Source organism: Streptomyces sp. DT224, assembly GCF_049844595.1.
Classification (GTDB): domain Bacteria; phylum Actinomycetota; class Actinomycetes; order Streptomycetales; family Streptomycetaceae; genus Streptomyces.
In genome coordinates, this window is the sequence record NZ_JBNCLI010000001.1 from 245,920 (window position 1) to 261,730 (window position 15,811).

The window sequence follows — 15,811 nt, forward strand, 5'->3', positions numbered from 1 at the left end:
CTGCGGTACGGGGAGGCGTGATGAGCGAGTCGACACGGTACGAGGGAACGGGCGCGGCCGGCGGGGGTGCACTGCCGGACCTGCTGGGCCTGGACCTGGCGACCCTGCGGACGATGGACCACCCGGTGCTCTCCGAGGTGGTGGCGGATCTGCGGGGGCGGGCGGAGCAGCCCGAGGAGATGCTGTGGGGGTTCACCAACGCCTTCTGAGCTTCGTACCGCACGGTTTCGGCCGGGGGTGTGCCCGATCAGGACATCATGGCCCCGGCCGGGCCTGCGTCCGCCGTACGCCGGGGACACTCACCCCGGGCCGGCAGCGGGGCGATCCCGGTCGGCGTACAGCACGGGGGTGCTCGAATGGCTGGACGGACGACGCCGCAGGGGGAGCGGGCCGGGCCGCGCGGTGAGACCCCCGCGCACCCGGTGCCCTTCGGGCAGTTCATCGTGAAGGTGCACGGCCGCTGCAACCTGGCCTGCCGCTACTGCTACCTGTACGAGGGCCCCGACCGCACCTGGCGCGACCGCCCGTCCGCCGCGTCGCCCGCCGTCCTCGACCGGACCGCCGCCCGGATCGCCGAGCACGTGGGCGCCCACGGGCTCGGGAGCGTCGCCCTCGTCCTGCACGGCGGCGAACCCCTGCTCGCCGGGCCGGGCCGGCTGGCCGCGCTCGCCGACGCGGTGCGCGAGCGGGCACCGGCGGACTGCGCCGTCCACACCACCGTGCAGACCAACGCCACGCTGCTCACGGACGACGGCATCGCCACCCTCGCCCGGCACGGCATCAGCGTCGGCATCAGCCTCGACGGCGGGCTCGCCGCCCACAACACCCTGCGCACCGACCACGCGGGCCGCCCCTCCTGGCCCGCCGCATCCCGGGGCGCCCGGCTCCTGGCCGACCGCCACCCCGAGGCGTACGCGGGCATCCTCACGGTGGTCGACCCGCGCACCGACCCGGTCGAGATGTACGAATCGCTACTCGCCCTGCGCCCTCCGGCCCTGGACCTCCTGCTGCCGCACGGCAACTGGTCCAGCCCGCCTCCGGGCCTTTCCGCCGCTCCCGGTCCGGGGCGCCCCACCCCGTACGGCGACTGGCTGTGCACGGTCTTCGACCGCTGGTGGGGGGCGCCCCGGCGGGAGACCCGGATCCGGCTGTTCGAGGAGTGCTTCGCACTGCTCCTCGGGCTGCCCGCCGCAACCGAATCGCTCGGGCTGGACCCGCTCAACGCGGTCGTGATCGAGACGGACGGCTCCATCGAGCAGGTGGACTCGCTCAAGTCCGCGTACGACGGCGCGGCCGCCACCGGCCTCGACGTCTTCCACCACACCTTCGACGAGGCGTTGCGCCACCCGGGCGTGGCCGCCCGCCAGGCGGGGGCCGGCGCGCTGGCCGCCGCCTGCCGCGCCTGCCCGCTGCTGACCGTGTGCGGGGGCGGCCACTACGCACACCGCTACCGCGCAGACAACGGCTTCCGGAACCCCTCCGTCTACTGCGCCGACCTCGAACGGCTGATCCGCCACATCGCGGACCGGCTCGCCGACGCAACCGCTGGAGACCCCCCATGAGTGCTGTCGTCCCCGACCACGTCCTGCGCGAACTCGGCCGCACCGAGGGCGACGCCGCGTCGCTGGGCCTGCTCGTCCGCGACCAGGACACCCGCCGCCTCGTCCTCCTGCGGGCCGTGCTCGACGCGGCGGAGGCCGCCCCGGCCACCGTGTGCCCACCGCCGCTGCTGGACCGCCTCCGCGCGGACTGGGCCCTCCTCGAAGCCGCGGAACGCGCGGACCGGGCGGCGGTGCGCACCGTGCTGTTCCACCCCTTGGTGGGGCCGTGGGCGCAGCGGCTGCTGGGCGGGCTGACGTCGGAGGCTCCGGTCGGGCCGGAGCTCCTGGCCGGTCTGGCCCATTTGACGGCGTTGGCGGCTGCGGGGGCTGTGCGGGCGGGAGTCGGATTCAGCGTCTGTCTGGGGCCTTGGGGCGGGCTCCTCTCGCTGCCCACTCTCGGAGCCGTCCGCGTGGACGTCGGCCCCGTCCAGCTGTCCTGCGACGCGGGGGAGCTGACGGTCGCGCCCGCAGACGGTCCGCCGCTGAGCGTCCGGATCCATCCCGACGGGACCACGAGCTCGGCGGACCCGCGCTGGCTGCCCCTCCTCATGCTGCCTGCGGTGCTGCCCGGAGGAAGCCTCGTAGCCCTGGACGACTTGGACCCGTACCGGACGCTTGGCAGCGGGGTGGAGCAGCACGGGCTGAGCGGTGCCACTCAGATCGAGGACTGGGAGCGCAAAACCTGGGCCGAGTCCTGGTCCGGGGTGGAACGGCTGCTGCGTGTGGGCGGGGAGCACCGGCTCACCGAGGCATCCGTCCTGCTGCGCTGCATGATCCCGCTCGGGCCGCCGCCCGGCTCCGGGCCCGCCGGCCGGAGCGCGGTGCACTGCAGCGGCACCCGGCGTGAGGCGTTCGGTGCGGTGCTCAGCAGCAAGCCGACGACGGCGGCCTACTTCGCCTCGACGCTGGTACACGAACTGCAGCACACCAAACTCGCCGCACTCTCCACCATGGTTCAGCTCCACCGGGAGGGCACAGCCGAGCGGTACTTCGCCCCGTGGCGGCCCGACCCCCGACCCTTCGACGGACTTCTTCAGGGTGCCTACTCGCACGTGGCGCTCGCGGACTTCTGGCAGCGGTTCGCACTGCATGCGCACCGGTCCGTCCATCGGGACCTGGCCTGGGCCGAGCACGCCCGCTGCCGTGAACAGGTCGGTGCCGTGCTGCCCGTGCTGGCCGGCTCGGCAGCGCTGACCCCTGAAGGCCGGACACTCGTCAACGAAATGATCTCGGTCTACCACCGTCTGGACGATTCTCCGCCTCCCTCGGGGCACCTCGCGCGCGCTCAGGCGTACGTGAGTACCGCCAAGGTGATATGGCAGCAGAGGAACGGCTCGCGAAGGCAGTGAGCATCGACCCGATCCCGGTCGGAGCGACCGTGCTCCGGGGTATGTTGAGAAGGCTCGTATCGAGGCAGGGAGTCGGTTGAATGCCCGGAACGCGTAAGGCAGTTGGAGCGAACGAGGCGAACGCCGTCACGATCAGTTTCGCCGGGTTCAACCGTGCCTGGGCGGCGTGGATCGCGGACCGTCTGGAGCGGCGTGGTGTGACCGTCGTCCAGCAGCGGTGGGACCCGCCGGTATCGATTCCGCTGGAGGAGTCGCTGCGAGATCTGACGCTCGCCCGCGGCCGCGTCCTGGTCATCCTCAGCGACTGGTACTTCCAGCTCGGCCCCCGGAGCCACGAGGAGTGGAATCGTGCTCTGCGCTCCGAAGTCGCCACCGATCCGGACCGGTTCGCGGCCGTGTGCGTCACCACATCGGCGCTGCCCGGAGCCACCTCGGCCTTCGGCGCTGCCGACCTCACCAATGTCGGCGCCGAGGAGGCGGAGCGGCGGCTTCTCGCCCGGTTGGGGCTGCCCACCGACCCGCTGCCCGACGGCACCCCCTCGGGCCCGCGCTTCCCCTCCGACACCCCCCAGGTGTGGGGTGGGGTGCCGCGCCGCAACATTCGGTTCACCGGCCGCGAGCAGTTGCTCACCGATGCCTACCGGGCGCTCCAGGAATCCGGACCGGGCGCCGGGGTCGTGACCCTCCACGGCATGTCCGGCGTCGGGAAAACCCAGCTCGCCGCCGAGTACGTCTACCGTTTCGGCTCGGAGTACGACGTGGTCTGGTGGGTGCCCGCCGACCGTCGAGCGATCTACCGGCAGAGGCTTGCCGAACTCGCCCCGGAACTCGGCCTGTCCACTGGTCCCGAGTACGGTGAACGGCTCCGCGCCGTCCGCGACTCGCTCCGCCGGGGCGACCCGCACTCCCATTGGCTGCTGATCCTGGATGGCGCCGACGAGCCCGACCAGATCTGGGACCTGGTGCCCACCGGGCCCGGGCACGTCCTCATCACCTCCCGCAATCCGGAGTGGAGCGAGCACAACAGCAACCTGGTCGAGGTGCCCGTCTACCGGCGCGACGAGTCCGTCGCCTTCGTCCGCCGCCGTGCCCCGCGCCTGACGCCGGCAGAGGCCGACCAGCTCGCCGAGGCCCTCGAAGACCTGCCGCTGCTGCTCGACCAGACGGCCGGCTGGCTCAACGACTCGGACCTGTCGGTGGAGGAGTACATCGAACTCCTCGAAGGCGGCATCGATCAGGACGTCGTCAAGGTCTCCGCCGACTTCCCCCTCGCCTTCCAGACCGCCTGGTCCATACTGCTGAACAAACTCAGGGACACCGTCCCCGAGTCCGTCGACCTGCTGCGCCTCTGCAGTTTCTTCGCACCTGGCTCCATCCCCGTACGGCTGCTGAAGGACATGCCGCCCGGTGACCTGCCGGAACAGGTGTCCGGGCTGATGAGCGACCCGCTGCTGTGGAACAAGGCGATCAACCAACTCCGTCAGTACTCCGTGGTCCGGCTGGAATCCCATGAATCGGGCGTCGACGCGACGTCCTCCGGGGAGACCGTCTACATGCACCGGATGGTCCACCAGATCATCGGGCACGACATGACGGAGGAGAACCGGCAGGAGTTCATCGACGTCGTCCGGCGCGCCCTCGCGGCGGCCGATCCCGGCCGCCCCACCGACACCCGCCTGTGGCCCGCGTACGCCGAGATCACTCCGCACCTCAAGTGGGCCGACGTATTGAAGAGCACTGATCCGGCGGTCCAGACCCTGGTGCTCAACTGCCTCCGCTATATGTACCTGTCGGGGGAGTACCGGGCCGGTATCAAGCTGGGCGTACGCGCGATGGCCGCCTGGCGCGAGCTGTTCGGCGAGAACCATCCGAGGATCTGGGACGTCAGCTACCACTACAGCAACCTACTCAGGGCCGTCGGCGACTACGCGGGCACGGAGGCCATCGAACGCGCCGTGGTGGAGCGGCTGCGCGCCGAGCGCGGCCCCGAGGACCTGGAGCATCTAAGGGCAGCCTCTGGCCTGGCCGCCGACTTGCGGGGCCTCGGCCGGTACGACGAGGCGCTGGAAGTGTCCGGCTGGGTCCTCACCTCCTACCAGAGACTGCTGGGTGACCAGGACTCGCGAACGCTCAACGCACAGAGCAACCTGGCCGTCACTTTGCGGCTGCTGGGCCGGTACGCGGAGTCCCTGGAACTCGACGGGCGCACGCTGGACGCCCGCCGTCAGCTCCTGCGACACCGGCACGCCTGGACGCTGTACTCCGAGATCGCCTACGCCACGGACTTGCGCCTTCTCGGCCGCTATTCCGAGGCGTCCTCCCTGCAGAACCAGAGCGTTCAGATGCACCGACGGGTTCTCGGACCGGACAACCCACAAACCCTGCGCGCCGAGTTCAACCTCGCGCTGTGCCACTACCGCAACGGTGAACGCGCCAAGGCCGCGTCCCTGTTCACCCGTGTCCTGGAGCGATGCGAACGCGTCCTCGGCGAGAGCGACCCGCTGACGATGATGTTCTCGGCCGGGCAGAGTTGCTTCGCCCGTGAACACGGCAACATCGACCAGGCAAGGGCCATAGGCGAAAAGGTGGTCAGCGGCTACGCGGACATGCTCGGCGAGGCACACCCGTTCGCTGCCGGTACCCGGTCCAATCATGCTTTGATCCTGCGCAACGTGGGTGAGCGGGAGCACGCCCACGTGCTCCTGGAGGAGGCGCTGGCCACCATGACCCAGGCCGTCGGCGAGTACCATCCGTGGACGCTGGGCTGCGGCATCAACGCCTCGGCGCTTCGCAACCTCGTGGGCGACCCGGAGTCCGCCGCCGCGCTGACGGACTCGATCGTCACCCGGGCTGTCGAGGTGCTCGGCCGCACCCATCCGTTGACGCTGTCCGCGCGGATCGCCCACGCTGCCGACCTGCGCGGCCTCAGGGAGCAACAGAAGGCCGAGAAGGTCGAGATCGAGGCTCTGGAAGACCTGGCAGCCACCCTCGGCGCCCGGCACACTCACACCGTCTCGGCCAGCTCCCGCAACCGTCCGTACTGGGACTTCGAGCCGCTGATCGTTTGACGCGACCGGGCCGACGCCGTGCTGGGGCCCGGCCACCCGCTGGCGGTGGCCTGCCGCCGGGTGTTCGAGGCCGGCCCGGGGGGAGTGCCGCCCCGGTTCTGGCCCTTCGAACCGCTGGTCACCTGAGCCGCCACGCCCGAGGGGCCCGCCCCGCGAACGAACGCGGAACGGGCCCCTCGGGCGTACGGGCTGCCGGTCAGGCTTCGAAGACCTCGTTGACCAGCTGGGTCTGCTCCGCCTGGTGGCGCTTGGCCGAGCCGACCGCCGGGGACGAGCCGTGCGGGCGCGAGATGCGGCGCAGGCGCTCGCCGTGCGGGACGTCCGCGCCGACGGCCAGGTCCAGGTGGTCGATCAGGTTCAGGGCGATGAACGGCCAGGCGCCCTGGTTGGCCGGCTCCTCCTGGGCCCACAGGTACTTCGCGGCGTTCGGGTACTTGGCGATCTCGGCCTGGATCTCGGCACCCGGCAGCGGGTACAGGCGCTCCAGACGGATGATCGCGGTGTCCGTGACGCCCCGCTTCTCGCGCTCGGCCTCCAGGTCGTAGTAGACCTTGCCGGCGCAGAAGACGACCTTGCGGACGGCGCTCGGGTCGACCGTGTCGTCGCCGATGACCGGGCGGAAGCCGCCGGTGGTGAACTCCTCCACCTTCGACGCGGCCGCCTTGAGGCGGAGCATCGACTTCGGGGTGAAGACGATCAGCGGCTTGTGGTGCGGGTTGTGCACCTGCCACCGCAGGAGGTGGAAGTAGTTCGACGGCAGGGTCGGCATCGCGACCGTCATGTTGTCCTGCGCGCACATCTGGAGGAAGCGCTCCGGGCGGGCGGACGAGTGGTCCGGGCCCTGGCCCTCGTAGCCGTGCGGCAGGAGCAGCGTGACGCCGGAGGTCTGGCCCCACTTCTGCTCGGCCGAGGAGATGAACTCGTCCACGACGGTCTGCGCGCCGTTGACGAAGTCGCCGAACTGGGCCTCCCAGATGACCAGCGACTCCGGGCGGGCCAGCGAGTAGCCGTACTCGAAGCCCATCGCCGCGTACTCGCTGAGGAGCGAGTCGTAGACGTTGTAACGGGCCTGGTCGTCCGTCAGGTAGAGCAGCGGGGTGTAGTCCTCGCCCGTGACCTGGTCGACCAGGACCGCGTGGCGCTGGCCGAAGGTGCCGCGGCGGCTGTCCTGGCCGGCGAGCCGGACCGGGGTGCCCTCCATCAGCAGCGAACCGATGGCCAGAGTCTCGCCCATGCCCCAGTCGATCGTGCCGTTCTCCACCGAGGCGGCACGGCGCTGCATCTGCGGCATGAGCCGCGGGTGCACGGTGATCGACTCGGGGATGTTGACCTGCGACTCGGCGATCCGCTTGACGACCTCGGTGGTGACCGCGGTGTTCACGGCGACCGGGAAGTGGGCCTGCGGGTCGGAGACGTGCGGCTGCGCGGGCTGCGAGGTGGCCTCGCGGACCTCGGCGAAGACCTTCTCCAGCTGGCCCTGGAAGTCCTGGAGCGCCTGCTCCGCCTCTTCCAGGGTGATGTCGCCGCGACCGATCAGGGACTCGGTGTAGAGCTTGCGCACCGAGCGCTTCTTGTCGATCAGGGTGTACATCTGCGGGTTGGTGAACTCCGGGTTGTCGCCCTCGTTGTGACCGCGGCGGCGGTAGCAGATGAGGTCGATCACGACGTCCTTGTTGAACGCCTGGCGGAACTCGAAGGCGAGCCGGGCGACCCGGACGACGGCCTCGGGGTCGTCGCCGTTGACGTGGATGATCGGCGCCTCGATCATGCGCGCCACGTCGGTGGCGTACATCGAGGAGCGCGAGGACTCCGGGGCGGCGGTGAAGCCGACCTGGTTGTTGATCACCACGTGCACGGTGCCGCCGGTGCGGTAGCCGCGCAGCTGCGACATGTTCAGCGTCTCGGCGACGACGCCCTGGCCCGCGAAGGCCGCGTCGCCGTGCAGGGCGACGGGCAGCACGGTGAAGTCCGTGCCGCCCTTGTTGATGATGTCCTGCTTGGCGCGGGCGATGCCCTCCAGGACCGGGTCGACCGCCTCCAGGTGCGAGGGGTTGGCGGCCAGCGAGACCTTGATCTGCTCGCCGTCCAGACCGGTGAAGGTGCCCTCGGCGCCCAGGTGGTACTTCACGTCGCCGGAGCCGTGCATCGAGCGCGGGTCGAGGTTGCCCTCGAACTCGCGGAAGATCTGGGCGTACGACTTGCCCACGATGTTCGCGAGGACGTTCAGGCGGCCGCGGTGGGCCATGCCGATGACGACCTCGTCGAGGCGGGCCTCGGCGGCGGAGTCGATGACCGCGTCGAGCAGCGGGATGACGGACTCGCCGCCCTCCAGCGAGAACCGCTTCTGGCCGACGTACTTGGTCTGGAGGAACGTCTCGAACGCCTCGGCCGCGTTGAGCCGGCGCAGGATGCGCAGCTGCTCCTCGCGCTCGGGCTTGGGGCGCGGGCGCTCCACCCGGTCCTGGAGCCACTTGCGCTGCTTCGGGTCCTGGATGTGCATGAACTCGATGCCGGTGGTGCGGCAGTACGACTCGCGCAGGACGCCGAGGATGTCGCGGAGCTTCATCATCGACTTGCCGGCGAACCCGCCGACCGCGAAGTCCCGCTCCAGGTCCCAGAGGGTGAGGCCGTGCTCGGTGATGTCGAGGTCGGGGTGCTTGCGCTGGTGGTACTCCAGCGGGTCGGTGTCGGCCATGACGTGGCCGCGGACCCGGTAGGAGTGGATCAGCTCGAAGACCCGCGCGGCCTTGGTGACGTCGTCGTCGTGCGAGGCGTCGATGTCCTTGAGCCAGCGGACCGGCTCGTAGGGGATGCGCAGCGCCTTGAAGATCTCGTCGTAGAACTCGTTCTCGCCGAGCAGCAGCTGGGAGAGGACGCGCAGGAACTCGCCGGACGCGGCACCCTGGATGACCCGGTGGTCGTACGTCGAGGTCAGGGTCATGACCTTGGAGATGCCCAGCTTGTTCAGGGTGTCCTGCGAGGTGCCCTGGAACTCGGCCGGGTAGTCCATCGCGCCGACGCCCATGATGAGGCCCTGTCCGGGCATCAGGCGGGGCACCGAGTGGACGGTGCCGATGCCGCCGGGGTTGGTCAGCGAGGCGGTGACGCCGGTGAAGTCGTCCATGCCGAGCTTGCCGTTGCGGGCGCGCCGGACGATGTCCTCGTACGCCTGCCAGAACTCGAAGAAGTTGAGCGTCTCGGCCTTCTTGATGGCCGCGACGACCAACTGGCGGTCGCCGTTCGGCTTCACCAGGTCGATGGCGAGGCCGAGGTTGACGTGCTCCGGCTTGACGAGGGTCGGCTTGCCGTCCTTCTCCGCGTAGGAGTAGTTCATGGCCGGCATGGCCTTGAGCGCCTGCACCATCGCGTACCCGATGAGGTGCGTGAAGGAGATCTTCCCGCCCCGGGCGCGCTTGAGGTGGTTGTTGATGACGATGCGGTTGTCGAACAGCAGCTTCACCGGGACGGCGCGCACGGACGTGGCCGTGGGCAGCTCCAGCGAGGCGTTCATGTTCTTCGCGACCGCGGCGGACGGGCCGCGCAGCGTCACGTACTCCGGTCCGGCCGGCGCCTCGGTGTCCGCGGCGGCCTTGGCCTTCGCGGCGGGGGCCTTGGCGGCCGGAGCCGGGGCCTTGGGCGCGGCGGGAGCGGCCGGGGCGGCCTGTGCCGGGGCGGCGGGCGCCGCCGGGGCCTGGGCCGCGGGCTGCGCCGGAGCGGCCGGGGCCGCCGGTGCGGTGGTGGGGGCGGCCGGGGCCGCGGGCGCTGCAGCCCCCGCGGCTGCGGCGCCGGGCTTGTCCGCCGTGCCGGTCTTGCCCGGCTTGTAGTCGGCGAAGAAGTCCCACCAGGCACGATCGACCGAATTGGGGTCCTGGAGGTACTGCTGGTAGATCTCGTCGACGAGCCACTCATTGGCGCCGAATGCCGCGGCCGGGTTGGTGCCCGGGCCGGCCTGGTCGGTCGAGATGCTCGAGTTACTGGGGGACTGAGACGACACGGCGGTGACCGCCCTCTTCCGCTTCGCAAGGTGATGGACAGCGGGAATCAAGGCTACGCCTCCGTGGCCGTTCCTTGCAGGCCGGGGAGGTCTTCGTCGTGCAAGTCACATCGAAAGCCGGGTTTCGGCGCTGGAAATGGCGGGAAACAAGCATGGTTCCGCTTCGCTCCGGGTACGCGAGGCCGCCGCAGCGGCCCCCTGGACCGTATCCCGTTACCGGAACACGCAGAACGTGGCCTTCCGGTTCGAACCCTACGTCAACCTCGTGGTTGCGGAATGCCTGGAAGAGTGACGCGGATACGGCAGCCGCGAGCAGATTCGGCCACTCCGATCCGGCCGCCGTGGAGATCCACCGCCCAGCGGGCGATCGCCAGCCCGAGCCCCGTACCGCCGTCGCTGCCCGGGCCGTGCGGCGAGGCCACCTCGCCCCGGTTGAACCGCTCGAAGACCCGGTGCCGCTCGGACTCCGGAATGCCCGGCCCCTCGTCCACCACCTCCAGGTGCAGCGACTCCGGCTGCGGGCCGCGCCGGGCCAGCACCGTGACCCGGCCGTGCGGCGGGCTGTGCTTGACGGCGTTGTCGATGAGGTTGGCCACCACCTGGTGCAGCCGCTCCGCGTCCGCGTGCGCGGTCAGCTCCGGCGGCGACACGTCCAGGTGCAGATGCACGTCCGTACGGGAGTGGTTGCCGGACCCGGAGGAGAGCCGGCGGTGCGCGGCGGCGAGGTTCGCCTCCTTCAGCACGCCCGAGAGGTACGGCCACACCTCGAAGCGGTTGGCCTTCAGTGTGACGACGCCGTTGTCCAGCCGGGACAGGTCGAGCAGCGTCTCCACGAGGCGGCCCAGGCGCTCCGTCTGCTTCAGCGCGGTGCGCATCGTCTCCGGATCGGCCGAGGACACCCCGTCCACGACGTTCTCCAGGACGGCTCTCAGCGCCGCGATGGGCGTGCGCAGCTCGTGCGAGACGTTCGCCACCAGCTCCTTGCGATGCCGGTCCACGGCCGCCAGGTCGTCCGCCATCAGATTGATGGTCTGCGCCAGGTCGCCGAGCTCGTCGCGCCGGTCCGCCCCGTTGACCCGGCGCGTGTAGTCGCCGTGCGAGATCGACCGGGCCACCGCGCGCATCTCGTCCAGCGGCGCGGTCAGCCCGTGCGCGACGAACTGGGTGATCAGCAGGGTGGCGATGACCGAGAACACGGTGATGAACCGCAGCTCGGTCCGCGTGCGGAAGGCCACCATGATCAGCCCGGTCGTGATGAACACCGAGACCACGACCAGTGTGCCCAGCTTGGCCTTGATCGAGAACGGCCGCAGCCCCGTTCCGGGCGCGGTCATGGCGCGGGGGTCTCCAGCGCGTAGCCGACGCCGTGCACGGTGCGGATGCGCTCCGCGCCGATCTTCCGGCGCAGCGCCTTGATGTGGCTGTCGACGGTCCGGGTGCCCGAGGCGTCCGCCCAGTCCCAGACCTCCGCGAGCAGCTGCTCCCGGGAGAGCACCGCGCGCGGGGTGTTCGCCAGGCAGACCAGCAGGTCGAACTCGGTCGGCGTCAGGTGCACGTCGTCGGCGCGGACCCGCACCCGGCGCTGCGCGTGGTCGATCTCCAGCTCGCCGAGGCGGAGTATGCCGCTGCGCGGCGTCACGGCGGCCAGCGCGGCCCGCTCGACCCGGCGCAGCAGCACATGCACCCGGGCCGCCAGCTCACGCATCGAGAACGGCTTGGTCATGTAGTCGTCGGCGCCGACCCCGAGCCCGACGAGCATGTCCGTCTCGTCGTCGCGCGCGGTCAGCATCAGCACCGGCACCGGCCGCTGGGCCTGCACCCGGCGGCAGACCTCCAGGCCGTCGAAGCCGGGCAGCATGATGTCGAGCACCATCAGGTCCGGCTGCCATGCCTCGGCCGCGTCCACGGCGGCCGGGCCGTCGAGAGCGGTCTGCACGAGAAAGCCCTCCGCCCGCAGCCGGGCGGAAATGGCGTCCACGATCGTGGCGTCGTCCTCGACCACCAGCACACGGCGCTGCGCGCCCGGGGTGGCCGCGACGCCGTTGTGGGTGGTGTGTGTCTGTTCCATCGCCCCGCCCCTGCCCGTTCTCACGGAGGACATTCCCCCGGACGTACGGTTTTCGCTCGTGAATTTCGTTGGGTGATCCCGTTACCGGTCAGCAGCGTAGAGGCAGCGGAGGGTTCCCGGCTACGCAGGGTGCAAGGCCGGACCGCCGCGGGAGGCCCGCGCGCGGGGCGGAGTGCCGTGCTTGCGGGGCTCGGTCCCCGCGGGTTGAAGGGCTCCCGGTACCCGGCGGGGGCATCTCACTCGGGCCGGATTGCGAGATGGACCACGTCGGGCACACCTCGGGCAACGCCCACTTCTTCCGCCCGTACCCCCTGGAACCCGGCATTCCGCAGCGCCTGGTCGAACGCGGCGGACGGTTGTGCGGACCAGACGGCGAGCACCCCGCCTGGGTTGAGCCGCGCGCGGCAGTCGGCGAGACCGGCGGGGGAGTACAGCTCGTTGTTGTCCTCGGTGACCGTCCAGTCCGGCCCGTTGTCGATGTCCAGACACAGGGCGTCGTAACGGTCCGTAGTCGTACGCAGGTACGCGACGAGGTCGGTCGTCAGGATCTCCGTACGGGGATCGGCGAGCGCCGGCCCCGAGATCCGGTCCAGCGGCCCCCGCCGGTGCCAGTCCACGATCGCCTCCTCCCGCTCGGCGACCGCGATCCGGCCCCACCGGGGCTCGGCGGCGGCCCGGGCGAGCGAGAACCCGACACCGAGACCCCCGATGAGCACGGAGGGCGCGGACCGGCCGGCCGGCAGCGCGGCGAGCGCGGCGTCGAGCAGCAGCCGCTCGGACCGCCCGTCGGAGGTGTCCATCAGGAAGCACCCGTTGGCGATGATCTCGAAGTCCTCCCCGCGCCGGCGCAGGACGACCTCCCCGTACGGTCCCTCGCGGCGGTCCAGGGTGACGGGGGCGTCGGCGTCGGGGCCGAAGGTGTGGGGCATGGCGCTGATCTCCGGTGGCCGTGGTCGCTGTCCCCGCCATCCTCGCGCGCCGGGGCGGGCGGGGGCCAGCGGGTTCGTACGGCGACGGGCCCGGCCCCCCTCCGGGTCAGCCGCGCTCGCGGCGCGCCCCGCGTACGGCGAAGAGCGCCGCCCCCGCCGCGAACGCCGCCGTCGCCGCGGCCCACGCCCCCACCTGGGGCCCCGGCTGCATCGGCCAGGCCCACACGGAGGCGGCTCCGCCCGGGGTGCGCGGCGCGGCCAGGTAGACCGCGCCGATGTACACGGTGACCGGCAGCCAGCTGAGCCGGGCCCCGATCAGGGCCGCCGAAGCGGCCGTGACCCCGGTCGCGCCGAGCACGTTGCGCACCATGCCGGGTGCGCCGAACGCCTCCGGGTGCCCGGGGACGGCCAGCGCGAGGGCCACGGCGGCCGGGACGGTGAGCGCGAGCAGGTGCGCCAGCCGGCGGGGCCACCAGCGCCGGACCGCCGTCCGGTCGAGCTCGTCCGCCGCGGCGTACAGGCTCGTCCCGATGGCCGACGAGACCAGCAGCGGGGCCAGCACCAGGACGGGGACGCGGGCGCTGTGGTCGAAGGTCGGCTGCGCCTGGATCCAGTGGGCGGCCCAGGCGGCGAACAGGGCCGTGCAGGCCACGGCGGCCGCGGTACGGGGGAGGGCGCGGGAGCGGAGATAGAGGACGGGGAGGCTCACAGGGTCGGCACCTCCGAGGGGTCGCAGCTGGTGCGGGTGGCCATGTAGCGGCCGAGCCAGGCGCGGCGCTCGGCGTCGGGCATGGCTTCGAGGCGGTGGAGCTCGGGGGATTTCTCCTGGCCGGGGGCCAGCGCATAGGGGCCGGTGAGCCAGGTTCCGACAGCGTCGTCCGTCGCGCCCGTCCCACGGCCGCTGGTGTCCTGGTCCGGGCGATCCGGGCACTCCCGCCCTGTCATGTTGCCCGCCACCTGATAGGCGAAGTCCTCCGTGTCCTGCAACCGCCCGCGCACGAGGTACCAGCCGGGATTGGGCGGCGGCATCCACGCCTCGTCCGGGCCGCGCAGCGGCAGCCGGGCGACATATCGCTTCGGCGCGCCCCGCACCCCGTCCAGCCGCCCCGTCAGCCCCGACAACGCCTCGGCGACCTGGGGCAGCAGGTGCTCCTGACGCCCGCTCAGGCAGATCTGCGGGCTCCCCTCCGTGCAGGCGATGCGGTGGGCCGCCGGGTCGTCCCGGAACAGGCCGTCGCCCGTGGACACGATCAGCGGGGCGACGGCGGCGGCCACGGCGAGCGGCACGAGGGCGGCGAGCCGGCGCCGGGCCGCCACGGCGGTGAGCGCGGCGGCCCCCAGCCCACAGGTCCACGCCACCATGGCGGGGGCGAACCACCAGACCGGCAGCCGGTCCCACAGTGCGTACTGCTCGGCCGGGTTGAGGTACCGCGCCGGGGATTCCGAGTAGATCGGCACCCCGAGCACCAGGTACATCAGCGCGGCGGCCACGGGCGCGGCCAGCCGCCACCGGCACAGCACGCCGACGCTGAAGCCGAGCACCGCCACGGCCGCCAGGAAGGCACCGTCCACGACGACGAGGGAGAGGAGCGGGCCGCCGCCGCCCGCGTACGGCCAGGTGGCCGCCAGCGTCCCGGCCAGCGCGACCGCATACCCGGCGACCGCCCACAGCGCGAGCGGCAGCGCGGCCACCGCCATGCGCCGCCACCGGGCACGCGGGGTCGAGCGCCACAGCTCACCGGTCGAGCGCCGGTGGTCGCGGGCACCCTGCCAGCAGGCCGCCGCGGCCACCAGCGGGCCGGCGAGCAGGGTGGCGCCGGAGTGCAGCAGGCTCTGGGTCTCGATCCAGTCGCCCTGCCAGTCGTCGGCCTTCGCGGCCATGGTCACGCCGAGCATGAGCGCCGTGGACAGCCCGGTCCACGGGCCGATCCCGCGCCGCGCCTCGGCCCGCAGCGGGGGGAGCGGCGGACCGGAGGCCTTCCGCCGAGCGGGGGCTTCGGTGAGGGTCATCGGGCGCCCGCCGTCGCCCGGTGGGAACGCAGGGCCGTGGTGTAGCCGCGCTCGACCGGGCTGCCGTGGAGCGCGTCCGGGTCGTCGCCGTCCTTGCCGAGGGCCGCCAGCTCGCGCGTCGTCCCCCGGTACGCGACGCGGCCCGCCTCGATCAGGGTGACGTCCTCGCAGGCCGCCACCACGTCCTCGACCAGGTGGGTGGAGAGGATGACCGTCGCGTGCTGTCCGAGGTCCCGCATGAGGGCGCGGAACTCGACGCGCTGTTCGGGGTCCAGCCCGGCGGTCGGTTCGTCCAGGAGCAGCAGCTCCGGTTCGTTGACGATCGCCTGGGCGATGCCGACGCGCCGGAGCATGCCGCCGGACAGCGTCTTCATCCGGGAGTCGATCCGGTCGGCCAGACCCACGCGTTCCACCGCCCGCTCCACGGCGGCGGCCACCCGGGCGCCGTCCATCTCCTTGAGCCACGCCACATAGGCGACGAACTCGCGGACGGAGAAGCCGGCGTAGTAGCCGAACTCCTGCGGCAGATAGCCCAGCCTGCGCCGGACCTCCGCCCGGGCGCGGTGGTCGGATGCCGACCCCACCTCGGCGCCCAGCAGCTCGATCCGCCCGGCGTCCGGCGCGGCGGCCGTGGACAGGACCCGGATCAGCGAGGTCTTGCCCGCCCCGTTGGGGCCCAGGAGCCCGTGCACACCGGGCCCGAAGGCGAGATCGACGGAGTCCAGGGCGGTCCTGCGGCGGTGCCGCACCGTCAGTCCCGACACCTTCACGGTGCTGTTCACGCGATCACGC

The 15,811-nt window shown here is 71.9% G+C and carries 11 protein-coding genes; 4 read left to right on the top strand and 7 right to left on the bottom strand.

The window, feature by feature from the left end; genetic code table 11:
- The first annotated feature begins 20 nt into the window (after positions 1-20).
- The 4 genes from fxsA to fxsT all read left to right on the top strand — a co-directional run bounded on the left by fxsA (position 21) and on the right by fxsT (position 6,018).
- Entirely contained in the window at positions 21-209 is a 189-nt protein-coding gene (gene fxsA, locus ACLQ2N_RS01155; protein ID WP_425808411.1) for an FxSxx-COOH cyclophane-containing RiPP peptide, read from the top strand.
- Positions 210-356: 147 nt separating this feature from the next.
- A complete protein-coding gene (locus ACLQ2N_RS01160) occupies positions 357-1,562 on the top strand; it encodes an FxsB family cyclophane-forming radical SAM/SPASM peptide maturase (RefSeq protein ID WP_425808412.1) in 1,206 nt (401 codons plus the stop codon).
- Entirely contained in the window at positions 1,559-2,950 is a 1,392-nt protein-coding gene (locus ACLQ2N_RS01165; RefSeq protein WP_425808413.1) for an aKG-HExxH-type peptide beta-hydroxylase, read from the top strand. Before ACLQ2N_RS01160 ends, ACLQ2N_RS01165 begins: the two co-directional genes overlap by 4 nt.
- A gap of 80 nt (positions 2,951-3,030) precedes the next feature.
- Positions 3,031-6,018: an FxSxx-COOH system tetratricopeptide repeat protein gene (gene fxsT, locus ACLQ2N_RS01170; protein WP_425808414.1), complete on the top strand. Its 2,988-nt coding sequence runs from the start codon at positions 3,031-3,033 to the stop codon at positions 6,016-6,018.
- 196 nt (positions 6,019-6,214) lie between these two features.
- Here the strand turns inward: fxsT and ACLQ2N_RS01175 are convergent, their stop codons facing one another.
- From ACLQ2N_RS01175 to ACLQ2N_RS01205, 7 genes are all read right to left on the bottom strand, one after another.
- Positions 6,215-10,012, bottom strand: a complete 3,798-nt coding sequence (locus tag ACLQ2N_RS01175) for a multifunctional oxoglutarate decarboxylase/oxoglutarate dehydrogenase thiamine pyrophosphate-binding subunit/dihydrolipoyllysine-residue succinyltransferase subunit (RefSeq protein ID WP_425808415.1) — start codon at positions 10,010-10,012, stop codon at positions 6,215-6,217.
- Positions 10,013-10,269: 257 nt separating this feature from the next.
- The gene (locus ACLQ2N_RS01180) at positions 10,270-11,346 is read right to left on the bottom strand and encodes a HAMP domain-containing sensor histidine kinase (RefSeq protein WP_361019465.1); all 1,077 of its coding nucleotides are present in this window, start codon (positions 11,344-11,346) and stop codon (positions 10,270-10,272) included.
- Positions 11,343-12,080 (bottom strand): response regulator transcription factor, encoded by a 738-nt coding sequence (locus tag ACLQ2N_RS01185; RefSeq protein ID WP_014154105.1) that lies wholly within the window; start codon positions 12,078-12,080, stop codon positions 11,343-11,345. Before ACLQ2N_RS01185 ends, ACLQ2N_RS01180 begins: the two co-directional genes overlap by 4 nt.
- Positions 12,081-12,316: 236 nt before the next feature.
- Complete coding sequence (locus ACLQ2N_RS01190; protein WP_425808416.1) at positions 12,317-13,009, bottom strand: spermidine synthase; 693 nt, start codon at positions 13,007-13,009, stop codon at positions 12,317-12,319.
- A 106-nt stretch (positions 13,010-13,115) separates the two neighbouring features.
- Positions 13,116-13,718 (bottom strand): hypothetical protein, encoded by a 603-nt coding sequence (locus ACLQ2N_RS01195; RefSeq protein ID WP_425808417.1) that lies wholly within the window; start codon positions 13,716-13,718, stop codon positions 13,116-13,118.
- Complete coding sequence (locus ACLQ2N_RS01200) at positions 13,715-15,019, bottom strand: hypothetical protein (RefSeq protein ID WP_425808418.1); 1,305 nt, start codon at positions 15,017-15,019, stop codon at positions 13,715-13,717. The genes ACLQ2N_RS01195 and ACLQ2N_RS01200 overlap by 4 nt, the downstream gene beginning before the upstream one ends.
- Positions 15,016-15,801: an ATP-binding cassette domain-containing protein gene (locus tag ACLQ2N_RS01205; RefSeq protein WP_425808419.1), complete on the bottom strand. Its 786-nt coding sequence runs from the start codon at positions 15,799-15,801 to the stop codon at positions 15,016-15,018. Before ACLQ2N_RS01205 ends, ACLQ2N_RS01200 begins: the two co-directional genes overlap by 4 nt.
- Positions 15,802-15,811: the final 10 nt, after the last annotated feature.